The 19,893-nt window shown below is 62.1% G+C and carries 16 protein-coding genes and 3 pseudogenes; 7 read left to right on the forward strand and 12 right to left on the reverse strand.

The window, feature by feature from the left end; all coding sequences use genetic code 11:
* Positions 1–200: 200 nt before the first annotated feature.
* The gene (locus MPZ60_RS10680; RefSeq protein ID WP_003055852.1) at positions 201–986 is read right to left on the reverse strand and encodes a MetQ/NlpA family ABC transporter substrate-binding protein; all 786 of its coding nucleotides are present in this window, start codon (positions 984–986) and stop codon (positions 201–203) included.
* A 167-nt stretch (positions 987–1,153) separates the two neighbouring features.
* Between MPZ60_RS10680 and MPZ60_RS10685 the strand changes: the two genes are divergently transcribed.
* A complete protein-coding gene (locus MPZ60_RS10685) occupies positions 1,154–1,393 on the forward strand; it encodes a DUF3820 family protein (RefSeq protein ID WP_012838051.1) in 240 nt (79 codons plus the stop codon).
* Between the two features lie 223 nt (positions 1,394–1,616).
* On the opposite strand, the gene MPZ60_RS10690 is transcribed toward MPZ60_RS10685, so the two are convergent.
* Complete coding sequence (locus MPZ60_RS10690; protein ID WP_034351897.1) at positions 1,617–3,446, reverse strand: sensor domain-containing diguanylate cyclase; 1,830 nt, start codon at positions 3,444–3,446, stop codon at positions 1,617–1,619.
* 395 nt (positions 3,447–3,841) lie between these two features.
* On the opposite strand from MPZ60_RS10690, the pseudogene MPZ60_RS10695 reads away from it, so the two are divergent.
* The 3 pseudogenes from MPZ60_RS10695 to MPZ60_RS10705 all read left to right on the forward strand — a co-directional run.
* A pseudogene (locus MPZ60_RS10695) lies at positions 3,842–4,186 on the forward strand (sigma factor-like helix-turn-helix DNA-binding protein); the annotation flags it as partial.
* A gap of 1 nt (position 4,187) precedes the next feature.
* Positions 4,188–4,772: pseudogene (locus MPZ60_RS10700) on the forward strand (PepSY domain-containing protein); the annotation flags it as partial.
* A gap of 68 nt (positions 4,773–4,840) precedes the next feature.
* Positions 4,841–5,159 (forward strand): annotated as a pseudogene (locus MPZ60_RS10705) (DUF3325 family protein).
* Between the two features lie 292 nt (positions 5,160–5,451).
* Here MPZ60_RS10705 and MPZ60_RS10710 read toward each other — a convergent pair.
* The 6 genes from MPZ60_RS10710 to mfd form a co-directional block, all read right to left on the reverse strand.
* On the reverse strand, positions 5,452–5,973 hold the full coding sequence (locus MPZ60_RS10710) for a hypothetical protein (RefSeq protein WP_034351899.1): 522 nt from the start codon (positions 5,971–5,973) through the stop codon (positions 5,452–5,454).
* A 314-nt stretch (positions 5,974–6,287) separates the two neighbouring features.
* A complete protein-coding gene (locus MPZ60_RS10715) occupies positions 6,288–6,845 on the reverse strand; it encodes an NADPH-dependent FMN reductase (protein ID WP_034351901.1) in 558 nt (185 codons plus the stop codon).
* A 143-nt stretch (positions 6,846–6,988) separates the two neighbouring features.
* Positions 6,989–7,702, reverse strand: a complete 714-nt coding sequence (gene serB, locus MPZ60_RS10720) for a phosphoserine phosphatase SerB (RefSeq protein ID WP_034351911.1) — start codon at positions 7,700–7,702, stop codon at positions 6,989–6,991.
* A 155-nt stretch (positions 7,703–7,857) separates the two neighbouring features.
* Entirely contained in the window at positions 7,858–8,880 is a 1,023-nt protein-coding gene (locus MPZ60_RS10725) for a tripartite tricarboxylate transporter substrate binding protein (protein WP_034351913.1), read from the reverse strand.
* Between the two features lie 181 nt (positions 8,881–9,061).
* The gene (locus tag MPZ60_RS10730) at positions 9,062–9,733 is read right to left on the reverse strand and encodes a hypothetical protein (protein WP_034351915.1); all 672 of its coding nucleotides are present in this window, start codon (positions 9,731–9,733) and stop codon (positions 9,062–9,064) included.
* 90 nt (positions 9,734–9,823) lie between these two features.
* Positions 9,824–13,315 (reverse strand): transcription-repair coupling factor, encoded by a 3,492-nt coding sequence (mfd, locus tag MPZ60_RS10735; protein ID WP_034351917.1) that lies wholly within the window; start codon positions 13,313–13,315, stop codon positions 9,824–9,826.
* A gap of 277 nt (positions 13,316–13,592) precedes the next feature.
* On the opposite strand from mfd, the gene ispD reads away from it, so the two are divergent.
* Positions 13,593–14,360 (forward strand): 2-C-methyl-D-erythritol 4-phosphate cytidylyltransferase, encoded by a 768-nt coding sequence (gene ispD / locus MPZ60_RS10740; protein WP_034351919.1) that lies wholly within the window; start codon positions 13,593–13,595, stop codon positions 14,358–14,360.
* A gap of 122 nt (positions 14,361–14,482) precedes the next feature.
* Positions 14,483–14,965, forward strand: a complete 483-nt coding sequence (gene ispF / locus MPZ60_RS10745) for a 2-C-methyl-D-erythritol 2,4-cyclodiphosphate synthase (RefSeq protein ID WP_003070287.1) — start codon at positions 14,483–14,485, stop codon at positions 14,963–14,965.
* Positions 14,966–14,999: 34 nt separating this feature from the next.
* Here ispF and MPZ60_RS10750 read toward each other — a convergent pair whose 3' ends face one another.
* The 3 genes from MPZ60_RS10750 to ompR form a co-directional block, all read right to left on the reverse strand.
* Positions 15,000–15,395 (reverse strand): GFA family protein, encoded by a 396-nt coding sequence (locus MPZ60_RS10750; protein WP_034351920.1) that lies wholly within the window; start codon positions 15,393–15,395, stop codon positions 15,000–15,002.
* 60 nt (positions 15,396–15,455) lie between these two features.
* Complete coding sequence (locus MPZ60_RS10755; RefSeq protein ID WP_012838069.1) at positions 15,456–16,958, reverse strand: sensor histidine kinase; 1,503 nt, start codon at positions 16,956–16,958, stop codon at positions 15,456–15,458.
* A 188-nt stretch (positions 16,959–17,146) separates the two neighbouring features.
* Positions 17,147–17,878 (reverse strand): two-component system response regulator OmpR, encoded by a 732-nt coding sequence (ompR, locus tag MPZ60_RS10760; protein ID WP_003055820.1) that lies wholly within the window; start codon positions 17,876–17,878, stop codon positions 17,147–17,149.
* Between the two features lie 313 nt (positions 17,879–18,191).
* Between ompR and MPZ60_RS10765 the strand changes: the two genes are divergently transcribed.
* Positions 18,192–18,941: an SIMPL domain-containing protein gene (locus MPZ60_RS10765; RefSeq protein ID WP_034351922.1), complete on the forward strand. Its 750-nt coding sequence runs from the start codon at positions 18,192–18,194 to the stop codon at positions 18,939–18,941.
* Between the two features lie 144 nt (positions 18,942–19,085).
* Here MPZ60_RS10765 and MPZ60_RS10770 read toward each other — a convergent pair whose 3' ends face one another.
* Positions 19,086–19,868, reverse strand: coding sequence for a 3-hydroxybutyrate dehydrogenase (locus MPZ60_RS10770; protein WP_034352209.1), 783 nt, complete (start codon positions 19,866–19,868; stop codon positions 19,086–19,088).
* Positions 19,869–19,893: the final 25 nt, after the last annotated feature.

Genomic DNA, 19,893 nt, shown 5'->3' on the forward strand with positions numbered 1-19,893 from the left:
AAGCGCTATAAGCTATCAAATCAAAAGAAAAAAGCGCTGCAGAAGCAGCGCTTTTTGCTGGGTCAGGTCGTCAAGTGTGGCCGGCTGCCGGTTCTGTCCGGCCCCGGGGCCACAGCAGGTGCCTGTGCCCGTACCCTTCACAACGCGGCAGTCTCTCCTGTCGAGGAGGGGCGCGCCAACGTTTCTAAGGCCTTTGCGAATCAGAACGCAGGAACCACGGCGCCCTTGTACTTTTCCTGAATGAACTTCTTGGTGTCTGCAGAGTGCAGAGCGCTCATCAGCTTGGCAATGTCGGCGCCGTTGGCGCGATCCTTGCGGGCCACCACGATATTGGTGTAGGGCGAGTCGGCACCTTCGATGAACAGGGCATCCTTGGTGGGGTTGAGCTTGGCTTCGATTGCGTAGTTGGTGTTGATCAGGGCCAGGTCGACATCAGCCAGGGCGCGGGGCAGCAAAGGCGCTTCCAGTTCCTTGAACTTCAGCTTCTTGGGGTTCTTGACGACGTCCAGAGCAGTGGGGGTCAGGCTCTTGGGATCCTTGAGCTCGATCAGGCCATGCTTGGCCAGCAGAATCAGTGCGCGGCCGCCGTTGGAGGGGTCGTTGGGAATGGCCACGGTAGCGCCATTCTTCAGATCCTTGATGTTCTTGATCTTGCTGGAGTAGGCACCGAAGGGCTCCACATGAACCTTGCCGTTGGGTACGGCCACCAGAGAGGTCTTGCGGTCCTTGTTGTAGCTGTCCAGATAGGGCTGGTGCTGGAAGAAGTTGGCATCCAGCTGCTTGTCTTCCACGGCGGCATTGGGCTGCACGTAGTCGCTGAACTCCTTGATTTCCAGATCGATGCCCTGAGCCTTCAGTGCGGGCTTGATGTGATTGAGGATTTCGGCGTGAGGAACGGCCGTGGCGCCCACCTTGAGCACGTCAGCAGCCTGGGCCGACAGCGCCAGAGTGGCAATAGCGATAGCAGAGAGAGCTTTCTTCAACATTGGTTCTGACCTTCTTCAGCAAGTTGCAATAAATTCCGGGCCCCATCTGGACCGCAGCGAACTAAGGTGCATAGTCTAGTGCCGTGTACCGACGTCTGCAGGACATTTTTCTTATTTGGTTATAAGAGCGTCGTTTTTTATACAAAATCTGATTCCAATTGACTGCCATGAATCCCGAAATGCTGGAGCGCCTGGTGCGCGTGCCTATGCCTTATGGCAAGTACAAGGGCCGTTTGATTGCCGATCTGCCCGGCAACTACCTCAACTGGTTTGCCCGCGAGGGCTTTCCCAAAGGCGAGATCGGTCAGTTGCTGGCCTTGATGCAGGAGCTTGACCACAACGGACTCAGCGGTTTGCTGGAGCCCATTCGCAAGGCGGCAGGGCTGCCGCCAAGAGCACAGGAATAGGCAAGAGAGAGGGCTGGCTGCGGTCGGCCAGATGAAATATGAGACAGGCGGGCCCGCAAAAGCCCTGGCAGCTTGCCTTTGGCCGGAAGCAGGTGGCTGGCCCTTGGGCTTGGCTGACTGCGGCCAGGCCACGAGTCTCCAAAATACCCTGCTTTGGTCCTGAAGGCGTTGTCGATCCTAGGCTCTGGACATATACAGATGCAGCTGGTCGCAGGGCGCGGCCTCAAGCCTCGGAGTCCTGCGAGAGGTCTGAATGCTGAACAATGCGTCCCTTGCCTGCATGTTTGGCCGAGTACATGGCCTCGTCCGCACTCTGCATCAGGTTGGCCGAGGAACTACCTGCGGTGCTGATGGAGATACCTATGCTGCTGCCGACTTGCACCATCGCTCCACCATTCAGTGCAATGGGCTGGCGCACGGCTTCCATGCAGCGCTTCATGACAGACATGGCCTCACCGGGAGTGTGCAAGCCCGATAGCAGCACCACGAACTCATCGCCGCCCAGACGGGCAACGCAGTCGCCGGCACGGGCCTGGGCCGTCAGTCGGGCAGCTACCACACGTAAAACCTCATCGCCTGCGTCGTGACCCTGGGTATCGTTGACCTGTTTGAAACCATCCAGGTCCATGAAGCACACGGCAAGCATCTGGCCGTCTGCCAGCTCCTGGTTCAGCGTTTCCTCAAGTGCTCGGCGGTTCGCCAGACCCGTCAGAGCGTCGTGGTTGGCAAGGTGATTGGCGGCTTGTTCGCCTCGTTTGAGGGCGTCGATGTCCACCAGAATCCACAGCGACTCTTCGGCATTCAGCAGTGTGCCGGATGCATCCACCCACAAAAGCTTGCCCTCGGCATTCTGCACCTGGAACTGAGCGTGAAATTTGCCCCGAGCCAGCAAAGAGCCATAGGCTTTTTCGCCGATACGCCTGTAGGAGGCTTCGTCCGGGTAAAGCATGCGCGTGGATGCGCCCTGCAGTGCAGCTGCTGGCTGCTTGAGCAGACGGCGCATGGCGGGGTTGGTCCAGACGATCTTGCGCTCGCGCAGGCGAGCCATGCCGATCAGGTCATTGTTGATGACCAGCTCCTGCTCTTTGCGGATGCGGCGTTCACGCTGCTGCAGCCGGTACAGGGCTACCGAACCCAAAGCAATCAGGGCAATGCACAAGCCGGCGAGACCCCATGCACGCCAGGCGGAGGCGCGCCACATGGCCATATAGGCTTCCGTACCCAGCCCGGTAAACACCGTCAGAGGATATCCGGGCAGCCGATGGTAGGCCGTGATGCGCTCCACGCCATCGATCAGGGTCGGTGTGATGTACCAGCCTTCCTCGTTGTTGCGGCTGATGGCCTGGTGATATTCGGACGAGACAGCGGCCTTGCCGATACCCGCGTCGGCATCCTGGCTTGCAGCCGGATAGCGCGCTACCAGCAGTGCCTGATCGGTGCGCAATGCCATGGCGCTGCTGGTGCCGAACGACTGGCGCTGGAATAGCTGGTGAAAATGTTCGGCCGCGACAATGGCATAGACGATGCCCTGGAACTGGCCGCCCTCGGCCTGAAGACGCCTTGCCAGCACGATAGACCATTTTCCGAAGGAGTGGCTGATCAGAGGCTCGGACACCACCATTCGGTCCGTTGCACGGGCCTGAGCGAAATAGGCGCGTTCCGCCACTGAAAACGGCACATCAATTTCGCTGGGAGTGATGAGTACCTCGCCAGCACTGTCTGTGATGCGCAGGGCGGTGACAAAAGGAATCAGGGCACGCTGTTCCTGAAGCATTTCGTACAAGGCAAAGTTGGCGGCGGCAAGTCCGTCAAGGCTGCGCGCGCGGTAACGACTGGCAATCGATGACAGAGCGTTGTCCACCAGTCGCACCTCTGCAGCCAGCTCCAAGCTCAGGCTGCGCGCTTGATGCCTGGAGACGGCTACTCCCAGGTCCATGTCCGCGCGGTGATTGGCATGCACGCCAAGCCACGTGGCAAAGCACAGCAAGGCCGCTACCAGCAGGTTGCCGAGCACGATGCGATGCAAAAGCTTGTGAGAGCGAAAGCTTGTCATCTTGATTCTTGAGGTCCTTGAATACCAACCTGGGTCGGAAACGGCTCGGTTCCGGACATTTGCATCAACCACCTGCCGAGTAAAGCATCGCAGAGCTCAACAGCGCAATAGTCTTGCAATCATCCAACAGGTGTCGGGAGGTGGCTGCGAGCATTCGCCCGAGAGGGGCGCCGCCTGCGCGAATGGCCAGAAGTGGGGTTCCAGACGCCGATGTATTCCTGGTGCGTGATTGTGCAGGGCCGATCGCTTTCTCCGTGCTCGTCGCGGGCACAAGGCGATGCGTTCCGGCAGAAGATGGCTCTGAAGCATATGCGGAAATAGTGAAGGCATTGAGGAAAACGGAAATGAGAATTGATATCGCTTGAGGTCTGTTTGAGATCTATTCCCATTGCACCATGCCCGTTGTCGCAACAGCCTCCCATCGTGAAGTCGCAGCGCTTTACACAGGTCATCACGGTTGGTTGCAGGGCTGGTTGCGCCGAAAGGTCGGCAATGCCTTTGACGCAGCAGATCTGACGCAAGACACTTTTGTCCGTATCCTGGGCGTGCGTGAGCCGCCGCGCATAAAGTCGCCGCATGCTTATCTGATTGATGCTTTGCCGCCGCTGGTACGGCGCACTTTTCTGCTTTCGCAGCTGGAGGACATGAAGTACGACGATATCGCCTCGCAGCTGGGCGTATCGCTGACCAACGTCACGCATTACATGGCCCAGGCTTTCAGGCAGTGTCTGGCGTTGATGGTTCGGAGGGCAGCCGCTCAAATGGCTGTATTTCCTATGCGGGCTGGTCGGCAGCGCCATGATGGCAACAAGGGCCATCCTGTTCATGGTCAAGTGTCGCAGCAAGCATCTGGGTCGGCAGGCTGGCGAGTTCGGCAGCGTCACGGCGCGCGTGTACCGGCTCGTCGAAGGACTCAATGTTGAGGCCATCGCAGGTCTGAGTCTGGGCTGCATCGGCCATCTGTGGGCCAACCGCCTGGTTCCCGTCGGGCTGTCCCATGGAGCGGGTTGGGAGCTGGCGGTGTTTTTCGGGCTTTGGAGTCTGGCGCTGCTGCATGCCCTGGTGCGTGCGCCCGCCGTGGCATGGCAGGAGCAACTAGGCCTGCTGGCGCTGTTGTGTTTGCTGCTGCTGCCGCTGCTGAACTGGATCACGCTAGGGGACAGCCTGCCGGCCCAGATTGCTCGCTGCGAATGGGAGAGTGCGGGTGTGGGGTTGTGTGCCGTGGCGCTGGGATTGCTTGCCGCCCGGGCCTGGGCTTATCTGAGGCGCCGCGGCGCCGATGCAGCGCGGCGTGTTCCTGCAGTCAAGATGGAGGTGGGAGCATGAATGCCTTGCAAGCTTCGGTGCTGGCTTTTGCGCTGGCCTTTGCCGGCTTGGTGGCACTGGCTTTTGCCATGGAGGGTCATCATGAACAGCTCACGGGAGCCATGGAGATTTCTCGGGCTCGATCGTGGCTGCTGCGCTGGAGCATTGCTGCTGGCGGTGGCCGTCATGCCCTGTCTGAGCGCCTGGGGCTTTTCCGTGGGAGTCATGGTCTGGCTGGGTTGGCTGTCGATAGGAGCGCTGCTCGCCGTCGCCCTGGTCAGCGCCGCCGCCCATTGGGCCTGCTGCTGCTGGCTGCATTCTTGGTGCGGCGGCTCTGGCTTGGGTCTGGCGCGTGTGACAAGGATCTGGCGGCCCATCATCGCCAGGTGCCGAGCGGATGACGCTTGATGCGTGCATGTCCTTCGGTGTCTTGCCGAGCTTCGCGTAATCGGCAGGGGCCGTGTGCCAGCCTCATGGGTCCACACGCCTGGGCATGCCCTGCTGCCGTGTATGGTCTGCGTTGCAGACCTTGTCTGTTGCCAGGAATGCACCGTAGCTGGCAGCTTACGGTGGCTGGAAACACCCGGAGGCTCGCAAAAAGGAATGAAAAAAGGGATGCAGAGCGCATCCCTTTTCGAATGAGGTCGGCAGGTCTGAATTCCTGGCCGGCCTGTATTGAAGCCCGGTTGCGGGCTGATGATTACTTGGCGGCCGCGCGTGCGGCTTCCGCCTTGGCCTTGGCTTCGTCCAGCTTCTTTTGCAGAGCGGCGGCTTCCGCTTCAGCCTTCTTGGCCTCTTCTTCCTTGGCCTTCTTGGCTTCGGCTTCCTTGTCGCCGCCACCCATGGCGCCGGCAATGGCATTGCCAGCCATGGTGCCGGCCACGGCGCCAACGGCAGCACCTGCCATGGTGCCCATCATGCCGGAGCCACGAGCGGCAGGAGCCGCTGCTGCTGCGGGAGCAGCCGCAGGAGCTGCCGCAGCGGCGGGGGCTGCGGGTGTGGCAGGTGCAGCAGCCTTGGGTGCGGCGGCGGCAGGAGCCACGGGTGCGGGCTGAGCGGGCGCCTTGCTGCCGATGCTGGCAGGGCGAACGGACTTGCTGCTGCCCATGCGCTTGGCCTGAGCCAGGGAAGGCACGGTCAGCGATGCGATGGCGATGGCAATCACGGAGGCAGCAGCACGGTACGAAGTCTTCACGAATTGGTTTCCAGTCATGGTTGTCATAGATGGCCGCCTGCTTTTCAAGGGTGCAGACAACCAGCGAGCCTTGCGACGCTTGTCGCATCAGGTTTGCTTGCTATGGTATTTAAAGTCAATGGTTGGATTTTCAAGGTGCTGAACTGAAACTGTCCGTAAAAGGACAGGGCTCAGACCCCGACGGCCGGATGTTGTGTGATGTATGAGGCCGCACGCTATTGTAGGAACACTCTGCATGCGCAAAAGTTCCAGCAGTCTTCAATGCAGGGAAATAGTCATGAAGTGCCCCGCAGCGCCTGAAACGTGAGCGGGGCGAGCTATCGAGCCAGAGGAAGATTGGTTTAGCGCTTCTGGTGCAACTGCACCCAGTCGAGAAAGTGTGTCATGTACTTGACGAGGAAGTCATGGCTGACCTGGCCGATCTTGCCGTCGGCGTCGAGCAGCGTGTCGGACCAGCGCACAAAGCCCTCGGGCTGGGGCAGGGTGGGCATGTCCAGCGACACCAGCACATTGCGCAGGTGCTGCTGGGCCATGGCCGTGGCGGCCGCGCCGGGCGAACTGCCTATCACGGCGGCCGGCAGCCCAGCCCAGACGGACTGGCCATAGGGACGGCTCAGGCCGTCGAGCACGTTCTTGAGCGATGCGGGTATGGAGCGGTTGTATTCGGGCGTCACGAACAGAACGCCGTTGCAGCCGCGAATCAGGGGTTTGAGGTCGTCGAAGGGCTTGAAATCAGGGGTGTTGTCGAAGTCGCGGTTGTAGAGCGGCAGGCGGCTGATATCGATGAATTCGAAATCGGCCTTGCCCTGCATGAGTGCGGCCAGGCCCTGGCCGAGCTGGCGGTTGATGGACTGCTTGCTGAGGCTGCCCACGATGACGGCGATTCTGAGTTGGCTCATGCTCTGACCTTTCGACCGGGTTGGGGAAGATGCATGGCACTGTAGCAAAGCTGCCGAGGATTGCCGCGCCGCAGCGGGCGCAAAAAAGCCGCGGTCCCCGGGAGCAGGGACCGCGGCTTGGTGCTGGGCTGGTCTGTTTCAGCCTATCGGAGCACTTCCAGCAGGCGATCCAGGCCGCCCTCGTTGATGGCGACCTTGGCCTCGTTGCGCACGCGTGGCTTGGCGTGGAAGGCCACGGACAGGCCGGCCGCCTGCATCATGGGAATGTCGTTGCTGCCATCGCCCACGGCAATGCATTGGCTGGCATCGATACCGATCAGCGAGGCCACTTCCAGCAAGGTGCGGCGCTTTTCCGCGCCGTCGCAGATATCGCCCCAGGCCTGCTCGACCAGACCGCCGGTCAGTGCACCGTCCTTGATCTCCAGCACATTGGCGCGCACAAAGTCGATATCCAGCAGGCCGCGCACATGCTCGGCAAAGTAGGTAAAGCCGCCGGAGACCAGCAGCACCTTCAGGCCGGCGGCCTTGGCGGCCCTGACCAGCGTCTCGGCACCCTGCGAGAGTTTCAGGCGTTCGGCCAGAACGCGGGCCATGTCGGCCTCGGTCACTCCGACCAGCTTGCCCACGCGCTGGCGCAGGCTGTCCTTGAAGTCGGTGATTTCGCCGCGCATGGTGGCTTCTGTGATGGCTGCCACTTCGGCCTTCTTGCCCGTGGCGTCGGCGATCTCGTCGATGCACTCGATGGTGATCAGCGTCGAGTCCATATCAAAGGCGATGAGCTTGTAGTCCGCCAGCTTCTGGGGGGCGGTAAAGCCGCGGATCATCAGGCCGGGAGCGAATTCGGTGGCGTCGGTCATTGCGAGTCGTGCGAATGAGGGGGTAGCAGAAAGGGGAATGGCAGAGATCGGGTCTGCGCCATTCCTCAAGATGGCCGCCATTATCCGCTGTTGTGGCGGGCTTCGGCTGGCCATTCACCCAGGAGTCTGCCTCCTGGTGCTGCACGAGACGGCATCTACTGCGGCTGAATGCCGGCGGCCTTGACCAGCTCGGCATGCAGCCTGATGTCCTGGGCCACGGTCTGCCTGAGCTGCTCTGGCGTCGATGGCGCGACTTCCATGCCGTTTTCACCCAGCTTGGTCTTGATCTCGCTGTCCAGGGCAACGCGCACGGCGTGGTTGAGCTTGTCGATCACGGGCTGCGGCGTCTTGGCCGGGGCGAACAGGCCGACCCAGGCAGAGAGGTTGAGGTCGGCAAAACCACCTTCCGCCATGGTCGGGGTGTTGGGCAGCATGGCCGCGCGCCTGGGTGCCATCAGCGCCAGGGCATGCAGCTTGCCGGCCTGGATATGGGGCAGGGCTTCGGGCAGCACGGCAAACAGCATGTCCACATTGCCCGCCAGCGTATCGTTGACGGCTGGCGCGCCGCCTTTGTAGGGCACGTGCAGCATCTTGGCCTGGGTGCGCGTCTCGAACATCAGCGCGGCCAGGTGCTGGGGGCTGCCGTCGCCGGATGAGGCAAAGGTCAGTTTGCCTGGTGCGGCCTTGGCTGCCGCCACCACGGCAGCCACACTGGGGAATTTCTGCTTGTCCTTGACCACCAGCACCATGGGCTGGTTCACCAGCTTGCTGATGGGCGCGAAGTCGGTCTCGGGGTCATAGGGCAGGGATTTGAAAATGCTCTTGTTGGTGGTCAGGAATGAGGCCGGCGAGACCATCAGCGTATAGCCGTCCGGGGCGGAGCGTGCCACGGCCGGTGTGCCGATCTGGCCCGAGGCACCGGCGCGGTTGTCCACCACAAAAGGCTGCTTGAGTTCGCTGGCCAGCTTTTGACTCACGACTCGGGCAATCATGTCGGCGCTGCCTCCGGCGGGCAGGGCAACTATGACCTTGACCGCGCGCTCGGGATAGGTGTCCTGTGCCTGCGCCGTGGCGGCAAAGCCTGCCGCCACGGCGCAGGCCAGTGCGGGGCGGGCCATGGCATGAGCGGCATGGCGAATATGGCGTTGAACAATGTTGCGGACGGGTTGGAGCAGCATGCGATCCCTCTCTTTCTCAAGATATGCACCAGCTTGGTGATGGCTGCAGTGCGATAGTCCGATGATGAGCAAGCCCTGTGCCAGTTGCCTTGGCGTTTTGCCGGATGGGAAAGATGCGGTTTGTGCAGTGGCCGGGAAAGTGGCAGAGCTGAAGTGGCAGAGCTGATGCGCCTCGACGGCCTCAGCTTTCAGGGTTGCCAGGCGGCCGCAGATATATGGCATCCGACCAGGTGGCCACCCAGTGCGGGCGAAAGACTACGAACACCGCCGTCAGCATGCCGGTGGTCACGCCATCGGCCCAGGCCATGAGCCAGCGGGCCATGCGCGAGAGGTCTTCGTTGACATTGGGCAGCACATGGCCTGCCCATTGACCGACCAGAGATGCGACAAACAGACACAGAACTGTGCCCAAAAAGCCGCGCAAAAGAATGAATACAAAAATGTTGTGCCAGCACCAGCGGCGCACTGCCACACCCCAGAGCATGGCCAGCGTGGCTGGCACCAGACCTTGCCAGACCACCATGCCAAGGGCTTCTTCCAGTCCCAAGCCAGGAGCCAGTGCAAAAGCTATGGCGCCCACCGAGAGCAGCACGGGTACTGCAAGCGGCCAGCCAATCAAAAGTACGACCAGCGGTGCACCAGACCAGCGCAGCTGCAGCGGCATCTGGTGCAGCGCAGGCAGCGCCCAGACCCAGGGCAGCAGCACCACAATGGCCAGCAGCGGCGTGATCAGAGGCGACAGTATCGGGTCATGCATGCCGCCGGGGCCGGCTCGGCTGCCCAGCATGCGCCAGGGGCGGCAGAGCAGGGCCAGCAACAGGGCCAGCAGGGCAATGGCGGCTTCAAGAAACATGGGGGCTACGCAGATCGGGTTCTGCCGCCATCTTGCACCGTCTGCATCGGTAGGGCCTCAATAGCCCTGCTGGCTTTGTCAGCAGCCCTGTCAGGCATGAACGGCAGTTTCGTTCTTGAGCGGCTGGCCCAGGCTGCGCAGCACATCGCGCACCATCTGCGCACGGTCCTTGGGGTTCTCCAGCTCTTTTTCGATGCGCAGCTTTTCGTTGCCCGCCAGCTTGATGTGCTTGTTCTTCTGGATCAGGTGAATGATGTTCATGGGATCGATCGGCGGCTGGGGCTTGAAGCTGATGTTGATCACGCCAGGAGCGGCATCGACCTTGACCACGCCATAGGGCTGGCTCAGCACGCGAAGGCGGTGCACGTCGATCAGGGTCTGCGCCTGGGGCGGCAGCTTGCCGAAACGATCCACGATCTCCTCAAGCAGGGTATCGATCTGATCAGCCGTCTTGGCCGTGGCCAGCTTCTTGTAGAACGACAGGCGCAGATGCACGTCGCCGCAGTAGTCGTTGGGCAGCAGGGCCGGGGCATGCAGATTGATGTCGGTGGATGCCGATAGCGGCGAGAGCAGATCGGGCTCCTTGCCAGCCTTGAGGCTGCGCACGGCTTCGGACAGCATCTCGTTATAGAGCTGAAAGCCCACTTCCATCATATTGCCGCTCTGGTTTTCGCCCAGCACCTCGCCGGCGCCACGGATTTCCAGGTCATGCATGGCCAGATAGAAGCCCGAGCCCAGCTCCTCCATCTGCTGGATGGCCTCCAGTCGCTGCTGGGCCTGCTTGGTCAGGCCGTCCAGGTCCGGCACCATCAGATAGGCATAGGCCTGATGGTGGCTGCGTCCCACGCGGCCACGCAGCTGGTGCAGCTGGGCCAGACCGAACTTGTCGGCGCGGCTGATGAGAATGGTGTTGGCCGATGGCACGTCGATGCCGGTCTCGATGATGGTCGAGCACAGCAATATGTTGTAGCGCTGGGCCACGAAATCGCGCATCACACGCTCCAGCTCGCGCTCGGGCATCTGGCCGTGGGCCACGGCGATGCGGGCCTCGGGCAGGATTTCCTCCAGCTTTTGCTTGCGGTTCTCTATGGTCTCGACCTCGTTGTGCAGGAAGTAGATCTGTCCGCCCCGCTTGAGCTCGCGCAGCACGGCTTCGCGAATCACGCCCGTGCCCTCGTTGCGCACAAAGGTCTTGATGGCCAGGCGCCGCTGCGGCGCCGTGGCAATCACCGACAGATCGCGCAGCCCTTCCAGCGCCATGCCCATGGTGCGCGGAATCGGGGTGGCCGTCAGTGTCAGCACATCGACCTCGGCACGCATGGCCTTCATGGCCTCCTTGTGGCGCACGCCAAAGCGGTGTTCCTCGTCGATGATGAGCAGGCCCAGGTTCTTGAACTGCGTGGATTCGGACAGCAGCTTGTGCGTGCCGACCACGATATCCACCGTACCGTCCGAGATGCCCTTGATGGCCGCCGTGATCTCCTTGCCCGAGCGGAAGCGCGACACCTCGGCCACCTTGATCGGCCATTTGGAGAAGCGGTCCACCAGAGTCTGGTAATGCTGCTCGGCCAGAAGCGTGGTGGGGGCGAGGAAGGCGACCTGCTTGCCGCCCATGGCCGCCACAAAGGCCGCACGCAGCGCGACCTCGGTCTTGCCGAAGCCCACATCGCCACAGACCAGACGGTCCATGGGCTGGGGGCTGATCATGTCCTGCACCACGGCGTGGATGGCGGCGCGCTGGTCGGCCGTTTCCTCGAAGCCGAAGTCGGCCACAAACTGCTCGTAGTCGGCCGTGGGGAAGCGGAAGGCATGGCCCTGGCGCGCGGCGCGGCGGGCGTAGATATTGAGCAGCTCGGCGGCCGAGTCGCGCACCTGTTCGGCGGCCTTGCGCTTGGCTTTTTCCCATTGCGTGCCGCCCAGCTTGTGCAGCGGCGCGTCGTCGGGCGAGACGCCGGTGTAGCGGCTGATCAGGTGCAGCTGGCTGACGGGTACATAGAGCACGGCATCGGCCGCATATTCCAGATGCAGAAATTCCTGCAGCGCGGGCGTGCCGTCCGGGTTCTTCTGGCCCATGTCCATATTGATCAGCCCGCGATAGCGGCCTATGCCGTGGTCGGCATGAACGATGGGGTCGCCCACCTTGAGCTCGGACAGGTCCTTGATCAGGGCCTCCACATCGCTGACCTGCTCCTGGCGGCGGCGACGGCGGCCTGTGGGGCTGCTGGCAAACAGCTCGGTTTCGGTGACGAAGTCCAGGCCTTCCTCGACCCAGGCAAAGCCCGTCATCAGGCTGGAGGTGGCAATGCCGACCTTTTCCGTGGCATCGGCCTGGAACTCGGCCAGCGAATCGAACACGGGCGGGTTGACGCCCGAGGCACGGAAAAAGTCGAGCAGGCTCTCGCGCCTGCCATCGGATTCGGCCAGAAGCAAGACCCGGCTTGCGCTGGATGCTATATGTTTTTGCAGCTTGGCCAGCGGGTCATCGGCTCCGCGCAGCACGGAAAGGTCTTCGAGCTTCTGGAAGATGGCGCTGTCGGCCACATCTTCTGTGCCCGGGCGCAAGGCCAGCTGGGCATGTTCCTTGCTGCGGGTATAGAACTGGTCGGCGCTGAGAAACAGCGTCTCTGGCGGCAGCGCCGGGTGGTCGGGGTCGCCCTGCACCAGGCGGTAGCGGTCCTTGGTGTCCTGCCAGAAGCGCTGGAAGGCCGGCTCCAGATCGCCGTGCAGCACCACGGTGGCCTCATCGCCCAGATAGTCGAAGACCGTGGCCGTCTCGTCAAAGAACAGCGGCAGGTAGTACTCGATGCCGGCCGTGGCAATGCCGGCACCCATGTCCTTGTAGATGCGGCTGCGCGTGGGGTCGCCTTCTAGCAGCTCGCGCCAGCGGCTGCGGAACTTGGCGCGCGCCTCTTCGTCCATAGGGAATTCGCGACCTGGCAGCAGGCGCACTTCGGGTACGGGGTAGAGGCTGCGTTGCGTGTCGGGGTCGAAAGTGCGGATGGAGTCGATCTCGTCGTCGAACAGATCCACGCGGTAAGGCTGGAGCGAGCCCATGGGGAACAGATCGATCAGGCCGCCGCGCACCGCGTATTCGCCATGGCTGACCACTTGGGACACATGCTGGTAGCCCGCCAGCGTGAGCTGGGCCTTGAGCTTGGCTTCGTCCAGCTTCTGGCCCTGCTTGAATTCAAAGGTATAGCCCGCCAGAAACGAGGGCGGGGCCAGGCGATAGAGGGCCGTGGTGGCGGGCACGATGACCACATCGGCGCCATGCTGCTTGTCGCGCTGGTTGATGCGCCACAGTGTGGCCAGGCGCTCGCTGATCAGATCCTGGTGCGGCGAGAAGCTGTCGTAGGGCAGGGTTTCCCAGTCGGGAAACAATGCACAGCGCAGCTCGGGGGCGAAGAAGGCCATCTCTTCCATGAGACGGTGGGCGTCGGCGGCATCGGCCGTGACGATGGCAGTGACCCGGCCGTCTTGCTTTTCGCGCTCGCCTAGCCTGGCCAGCAGCAGCGCGTCGGCGCTGCCAACTGGACGGGGCAGGTGAAAGCGTTTACCGGGGGTGAGCTTAGGCAGTTGCATGGTTTTTCACAGACGAACGCAGGCAGCGGCGCGCAGGCGCGGGCTGGATGCAAAAAAAACGGGGACAGATTGAAAGCGGGCGAGTCCGGCCATCAAAGGCAGGGCTCACAGCCCAATCAGCGCGTAGCTGATGGTTGGCGGCGCATTCACTCAAAATGGGGACACCTCAAGGCGATGCAAGCCGAAAGCAGGTCGTCGATGGATCTCACGGGCTTTCGGACGAAACGGTGATTTTAAAATACTGTGCATGACAGATCGGTTTTTCTCGCCTGAGTCCATGACGGACGACAAGGCAAACGCTGCGGCGGCTTCATCGCCTGCATCTGCGCCCCGCTGCTGGGGGCTGATTCCCTGCGCGGGCGTCGGTCTGCGCGCCATTGCCGCAGACTCCCCGGCCCCCGAGCTGCCCAAGCAATATCAGATGGTTGCCGGCCAGCCCATGGTCATGCACACGCTGGACGCCATGTTGGCGGTGCAGCGCATCCACCGTGTGCTGCTGGTGGTCTCTGCTTCCGATGGCTTCTGGCAGGAGCGCGCCACGGACGCCCGGCTCGGCATTGCTGCGTGTGGCGGAGCCACCCGTGCCGAGACCGTGAGCAACGGCCTGCAGGAGTTGCTGCGCATGGGAGCCAGCGCCGAGGACTGGGTGCTGGTGCATGACGCGGCGCGCTGTCTGGTCGCATCGGCGCAGGTCAATGCCTTGATCGATGCCTGCCTGCCCGATGCCGTGGGGGGGCTGCTGGCGCTGAAGCTGCCCGACACCCTCAAGCAGCAGGCCGCAGGCGCGGGTCCGGCGCGTGTGGCGCAGACGGTGGAGCGCAGCGACAAATGGCTGGCTCAGACGCCGCAGATGTTCCGTATCGCAGCCTTGCTGGCTGCGCTGCAGGCGGCGGGCGCTGCCGTGACCGATGAAGCCAGCGCCATGGAACTGGCCGGTCACTCACCGAGACTGGTGCCGGGCGGTGCGCAGAACTTCAAGGTGACCTACCCCGACGACTTTGCGCTGGCCGAGGCGGTGCTGCTGCAGCGCAAGGCGCGTGGCTAGACGGATTCGCCATCGGCAGGGCTTGGCGACGGGCAAGTCCGTGTCCGAGCCGGATTGGCGCAGATGGTATTTAATTTGATAGCTGCTTGCGCTTTATGAGCAAGGGTTTGACAAGGATTTTTATGAATTTTCGTATTGGTGAAGGCTGGGATGTACATGCCCTGGTCCCTGGACGCAAGCTGATTCTCGGCGGTGTCGAAGTGCCTCATAGCCTGGGGCTGCTCGGCCATTCTGATGCCGACGTGCTGCTGCACGCGATCACCGATGCCCTGTTCGGCGCCGCGGCGCTGGGCGATATCGGCCGCCATTTCTCGGACACCGACGCGCAGTTCAAGGGTGCTGACTCCGCCGTGCTGCTGGCCGAAGCTGCCAGGCGCGTGCGCGCCAAGGGCTTCGAAATCGGTAATATCGACAGCACCATCGTGGCCCAGGCGCCCAAGCTGGCACCCCATATCGAGAAGATGCGCGAGCGTATTGCCCAGGTGCTGGAACTGGATGTGGAGCAGGTCAACGTCAAGGCCAAGACGGCCGAGAAGCTGGGGCCTGTGGGTCAGCAGCAGGCCATGGAGGCTCGTGCCGTGGCCTTGCTGGTACGGACAGCCTAGCCTCGTTCGCCGCAATGGCCGCTGCGAAAGCCGGTCAGGAATCGCTGTAGAGGGCTTGCACCTCGGCCCCGGTCAGGGTCGGGGTGTCATTGGCCAGCGCGTAATAGTCGGGCTTTTCGTCGATATAGATCTGCTGCGCCAGTTTCAGGCCCTGGGCGTCCTGAAACAGCCCGGCAGACAGAAAATGCTCGTTGCTTGCCAGCAGGCGGTAGAAGAGGTGGGTGCCGCAGCTGCTGCAAAAAGCCCGCTCCGCCCAGGGCGAGGAGGCATAGCGCGTGACGGGGCCGCTGGTCTGCACCGCCGTGCCGCCATGCAGGGTGAAGGCTGGGCCTTCTCCCCAGCGCCGGCACATGCTGCAGTGGCAGACGTGAACTTCTTGGGTTTCGGGCGCGGTGACGAGAACGGCTTTGCACAGGCATCGGGCTTGCATGGTGAGCTCTTCGGCAGATGATTGAAAGGCGATGCCGATTGTGCAATGAGGCGGGCAGATTCAGTCTTCCACGGTCTCATCGTCTTTCTTGTCGCGCGGCAGATTGCGCTTGACCTGGGGGCGCTGCAGGCGCTGTTCGGGCGCCGCACCGGCCGTCACACCCATGGCGCGCTGCAACTGCAGATGGGCGACCAGGCCGCCTGTCGATGAATTGGACAGGGCAAACATGCCGCCCATGCGCTGCACCGTCTTGTCCACGATGGACAGACCCAGGCCTGCGCCTGCGGCCGCCGTGCGCGCCGTGTCGCCGCGGAAGAAGGGCTGGGTCAGATTGGCCAGTTGCTCGGCCGGAACGCCCTTGCCATGGTCGCGGATGCGGATGACCACCCATTTTTCGCTTTCCTTGGCAACCACATCCACCTCGGTGGTGTCGGTCGATGGGGTCTTGCCATAGCGGCGTGCATTCTCAAAGAGGTTGGAGATGACGCGCGCCAGCTCCACCTCATCGGCCATGACGTAGAGGTCTTCGGGCACGTTCATGGTGATCTGCAGCTCACGGTGGTCCTGCACGGCATAGACGCAGGAGGCAACCACGGCGTGCAGATCCACGGGGCTGAGCATGACGCGATGATCGGGGCGGGCGTAATCCAGGAATTTGTCGATGGTGGCGTCCAGTTGAACGATGTCGGCCACCATATGCTCGCGCGCCACATCGTCATAGACGCTCATCTCGGTCTCCAGACGCAGCCGCGCCAGCGGCGTGCGCAGGTCGTGGGAGATGCCGGCCAGCATCACGGCACGGTCCTGCTCCAGCTTGGCCAGCTTCTGCGCCATGCGGTTGAAGCCAATATTGACTTCGCGGATTTCGCTGGTCACGGCTTCCTCGTCGAGCTGGCTGGCGTCGAAGTCGCCCTCCCGCACGCGATTGGCTGCATAGGACAGTTGTTTGAGTGGCCGGTTGATCAGGCGGGCGATGGCGGCCGCGCCGATGAGCGAGAGCAGGGCGGCCGTGATCAGCCAGATCAGCCAGGTCTGGCCGCTGGCGGGAGTGAAGCGCGACTGGTCCATCAGCATCCAGTTGCGGTCGCCGTTGATGGTGAAGCCAACCCACAGGCCGGGCTCTCCGTTGACGCTGCGCGCCACCACGGTGCCGTAGCCCAGGCGGGTGGTCAGCTCCTCGGTCAGCTTCTGGCCAAGGGCGTTTTGCTCCAGCAGCTCGAAGGAGTCGCCAGGCTCACGAGGCAGAATGCGCACGCCTTCCTGGTCGGCCATGGTCTTGATCAGGGAGACGCGGTTGATCGCATCCGAATGCTCGAGGGCAGCGCGGCTCAGATTGACCAAAGAGGCCACTTGCTTGGCCGTCTGCAGCGTGCGCGGCTCGAAATCCAGTGCCCGCAATGTCTGCAGCCAGGCCAGAATGCTGCCCACCAGCAGCAGGGCCAGCAGGCAGAAAGTACGCCAGAACAGATTCAGCCCCACAGGGGAGCGAGCTGTGCTGCGCCGCTCGTACTCCAGAGGTACGGGGCTGGTGGCGTCGGGCGGCGGATGGTGAAAAGCGCTCATGAACAGCAATGCGGAAATAACTGGACCCGAGGGTACGCCCAATATGGGCGACGCGGGTTACGGTTTGTCCAAAAAGTGTCTATCTACTGGTGGTTGTTGAAAGAGCTTGACTTATGGGCCCTATGGACCGGTACCCAAGCGCAACAAGCCGCGCAGCGGGCGGCTTGTTGCGATGAAGGCGGGCAGAATCAGTTCATGCCATCGGGTACGAACACATAGCCCACGCCCCAGACGGTCTGGATATAGCGTGGAGCGGCAGCGTCTTCCTCGATCAGCTTGCGCAGGCGGGAAACCTGCACGTCCAGGCTGCGGTCGAACGGCTCGAATTCGCGGCCACGGGCCAGCAGGGCCAGCTTTTCGCGCGACAGAGGCTGGCGCGGGTGGCGCACCAGGGCCTTGAGCATGGCGAATTCGCCGGTGGTGAGTGGCAACTCCTCGCCATTCTTTTGCAGCACGCGAGTGCCCAGGTCGAAGGTGAAGGGGCCAAAGGTCACCACCTCGTTGTCGCCTGAAGGCGCGCCCGGTGCTTCCTGAGGCGGACGGCGGCGCAGCACGGCATGGATGCGGGCCAGCAGCTCGCGGGGGTTGAAGGGCTTGCCCAGATAGTCGTCGGCGCCCACTTCCAGGCCCACGATGCGGTCCACATCCTCGCCCTTGGCGGTCAGCATGATGATGGGAGTGCGGTCGTTGGCGGAGCGCAGGCGGCGGCAGATGGACAGGCCATCCTCGCCGGGCATCATCAGATCCAGCACGATCAGGTCGACAGTCTCGCGCAGCAGGATGCGGTTGAGCGCCTTGCCGTCCTCGGCAATCATGATCTCGAAGCCTTCCTGCGTCAGATAGCGGCGCAGCAGGTCGCGGATGCGTGCATCGTCATCCACCACGAGGATCTTGTCAGTACGGTTGTTCGTCGTTGCCATGATCGTCCTTGTCGATTTATTTGTAACTGGTCCATTGTTATCGCTAGATCAAAAAAATCCAGCAAAACAAGGTCAAGTCTTGCTGCTTGTTACGATTGTTGCGTTTATTAATGGAACAATAAATGTTTCATGAGGAACTTTTCAAGAGTATTTTGCACTATTGTTTCAGTGTTTGTTCTGTTGGTGTGTCTAATGTGGAGTATTCGTACATAAAGTCACACTCTGGGCTGACATGCTGCGCTGCAGCGACTTTGCGCAATGGTGAAATGCATGTGTATCTGCATGGCCTGATTTACTTACAAGGGTGAACCGCATGAATCAATTTTCCAAGTCTTCCTCTTCCTCTCGCGCCGCGGCTGCCGCACTTGCGCTGGCTGCGGCCTGCGCTGGCGGCAATGTATGGGCCCAGGGCGCCGCGCGTGACATGCATAGACCTGCCAATGTGGTGCAGCTGTCGGCTCAGGGAACCGTGGAGGTCAAGCAGGACTGGATGACGGCAACCCTGTCGGCCAGCAAGGATGGCCGCGATGCCGCGTCCGTTCAGTCCCAGCTGCAAAAGATCGTGGAGTCCGCCATGACCACGCTGCGTAACGATGCGCAAGGTCGGCAGATGGAGTTGAGCACCGGTAATTTCTCCATCTCGCCGCGTTATGGCAACAACGGCAAGATCGAAGGCTGGCAGGGCCAGGCAGAGATCGTGCTGCAGGGGCGCGACTTTGTGCGCATCACTCAGGCTGCGGCCAAGGTGCAGGACATGACGCTGGCCAGCATGAGCTTCGGCCTCTCGCGTGAAGCACGGGAAAAGGTGGAGGGCGAAGCCCAGGCCAAGGCGATCGAGAGCTTCCGCCAGCGTGCTGCGGCCATCTCCAAGAGCTTCGGTTTTGCGGGCTACAGCCTGCGCGAGGTCAATGTGAGCAGCAGCGGCGGCGGCGGGCATCCCATGCCTCGCCCGCGCATGATGAGTATGGCCAAGGCCAGCTATGCGGATGCCGCGCCCGTGCCGGTGGAGGCGGATCGCACCGAGGTGACGGTCAGCGTCGGTGGCTCGATTCAGATGCAGTGATCGGATCCGCGCGGCGTGTATAAAAAAGGAGCAGCTTGCGCTGCTCCTTCTTGATTTTCATCATGATTTGATGCTGAATATGTTTTCTGGCAAGCGCTAGATGCTATCTAATTGATAGACGCATGGGCTGGAGCCGAGCGGCTTTTATTGTGCGGCCCAGCCGCCGTCCATATTCCATGCCACGCCGCGCACATTGTTGGCCGCGGCCGAGCAGAAGAAGACGGCCAGCTCGCCTAGCTCTTCGGGCGTGGTGAACTGCATCGAAGGCTCTTTCTCTCCCAGCAGTTGCTTGGTGGCGTCTTCATTGCTGATGCCTTGGGCGGCAGCCTTCGCGTCCACCTGCTTTTGTACCAGCGGCGTGAGCACCCAGCCGGGGCAGATGGCGTTGCAGGTCACGCCGGTGGTGGCGTTTTCCAGCGCCGTTACCTTGGTCAGGCCGACGATGCCGTGCTTGGCGGCGACATAGGCCGATTTTTCGGCCGAGCCGACCAGCCCGTGTACCGAGGCCACATTGATGATGCGGCCCCAGTTGGCCTGCTGCATGGCGGGCAGGGCCAGGCGCGTGGTATGGAAGGCGCTGCTCAGGTTGATGGCGAGGATGGCATCCCACTTCTCCACGGGGAAGTCCTGCACCTTGGCCACATGCTGAATGCCGGCGTTGTTGACCAGGATGTCGACGCGGCCGAATTCGGCGGCGGCGTATTTCATCATGGCTTCAATGTCGGTGGCCTTGCTCATGTCCGCTCCGTGGTAGCCGACTTCGATACCGGCTGCTTTGCCGGCATCAAGCACCTGGGCGCGTGGTGCTTCGACATCGCCAAAGCCGTTGAGCACGATATTGGCACCCTGGCGTGCCAGAGCGATTGCGATACCTAGGCCGATTCCGCTGGTCGATCCCGTCACGAGAGCGGTTTTGCCTTTCAACATGGACATACAAGGTCTCCGAATGAAT

Source organism: Comamonas sp. 7D-2 (assembly GCF_022749555.1).
Taxonomy (GTDB): Bacteria; Pseudomonadota; Gammaproteobacteria; order Burkholderiales; family Burkholderiaceae_C; genus Comamonas; species Comamonas thiooxydans.

Bases quoted from the DNA above. Each gene is read 5' to 3' on its own strand.
- MPZ60_RS10770 (WP_034352209.1), bottom strand. From the start codon at position 19,868: ATGTTGAAAGGCAAAACCGCTCTCGTGACGGGATCGACCAGCGGAATC.
- ompR (WP_003055820.1), bottom strand. From the start codon at position 17,878: ATGGCAACGACGAACAACCGTACTGACAAGATCCTCGTGGTGGATGAC.
- MPZ60_RS10725 (WP_034351913.1), bottom strand. From the start codon at position 8,880: ATGCTGCTCCAACCCGTCCGCAACATTGTTCAACGCCATATTCGCCAT.
- MPZ60_RS10765 (WP_034351922.1), top strand. From the start codon at position 18,192: ATGAATCAATTTTCCAAGTCTTCCTCTTCCTCTCGCGCCGCGGCTGCC.
- MPZ60_RS10715 (WP_034351901.1), bottom strand. From the start codon at position 6,845: ATGAGCCAACTCAGAATCGCCGTCATCGTGGGCAGCCTCAGCAAGCAG.
- MPZ60_RS10750 (WP_034351920.1), bottom strand. From the start codon at position 15,395: ATGCAAGCCCGATGCCTGTGCAAAGCCGTTCTCGTCACCGCGCCCGAA.
- MPZ60_RS10685 (WP_012838051.1), top strand. From the start codon at position 1,154: ATGAATCCCGAAATGCTGGAGCGCCTGGTGCGCGTGCCTATGCCTTAT.
- MPZ60_RS10730 (WP_034351915.1), bottom strand. From the start codon at position 9,733: ATGTTTCTTGAAGCCGCCATTGCCCTGCTGGCCCTGTTGCTGGCCCTG.
- MPZ60_RS10755 (WP_012838069.1), bottom strand. From the start codon at position 16,958: ATGAGCGCTTTTCACCATCCGCCGCCCGACGCCACCAGCCCCGTACCT.
- MPZ60_RS10680 (WP_003055852.1), bottom strand. From the start codon at position 986: ATGTTGAAGAAAGCTCTCTCTGCTATCGCTATTGCCACTCTGGCGCTG.
- ispD (WP_034351919.1), top strand. From the start codon at position 13,593: ATGACGGACGACAAGGCAAACGCTGCGGCGGCTTCATCGCCTGCATCT.
- MPZ60_RS10690 (WP_034351897.1), bottom strand. From the start codon at position 3,446: ATGACAAGCTTTCGCTCTCACAAGCTTTTGCATCGCATCGTGCTCGGC.
- mfd (WP_034351917.1), bottom strand. From the start codon at position 13,315: ATGCAACTGCCTAAGCTCACCCCCGGTAAACGCTTTCACCTGCCCCGT.
- ispF (WP_003070287.1), top strand. From the start codon at position 14,483: ATGAATTTTCGTATTGGTGAAGGCTGGGATGTACATGCCCTGGTCCCT.
- serB (WP_034351911.1), bottom strand. From the start codon at position 7,702: ATGACCGACGCCACCGAATTCGCTCCCGGCCTGATGATCCGCGGCTTT.
- MPZ60_RS10710 (WP_034351899.1), bottom strand. From the start codon at position 5,973: ATGACAACCATGACTGGAAACCAATTCGTGAAGACTTCGTACCGTGCT.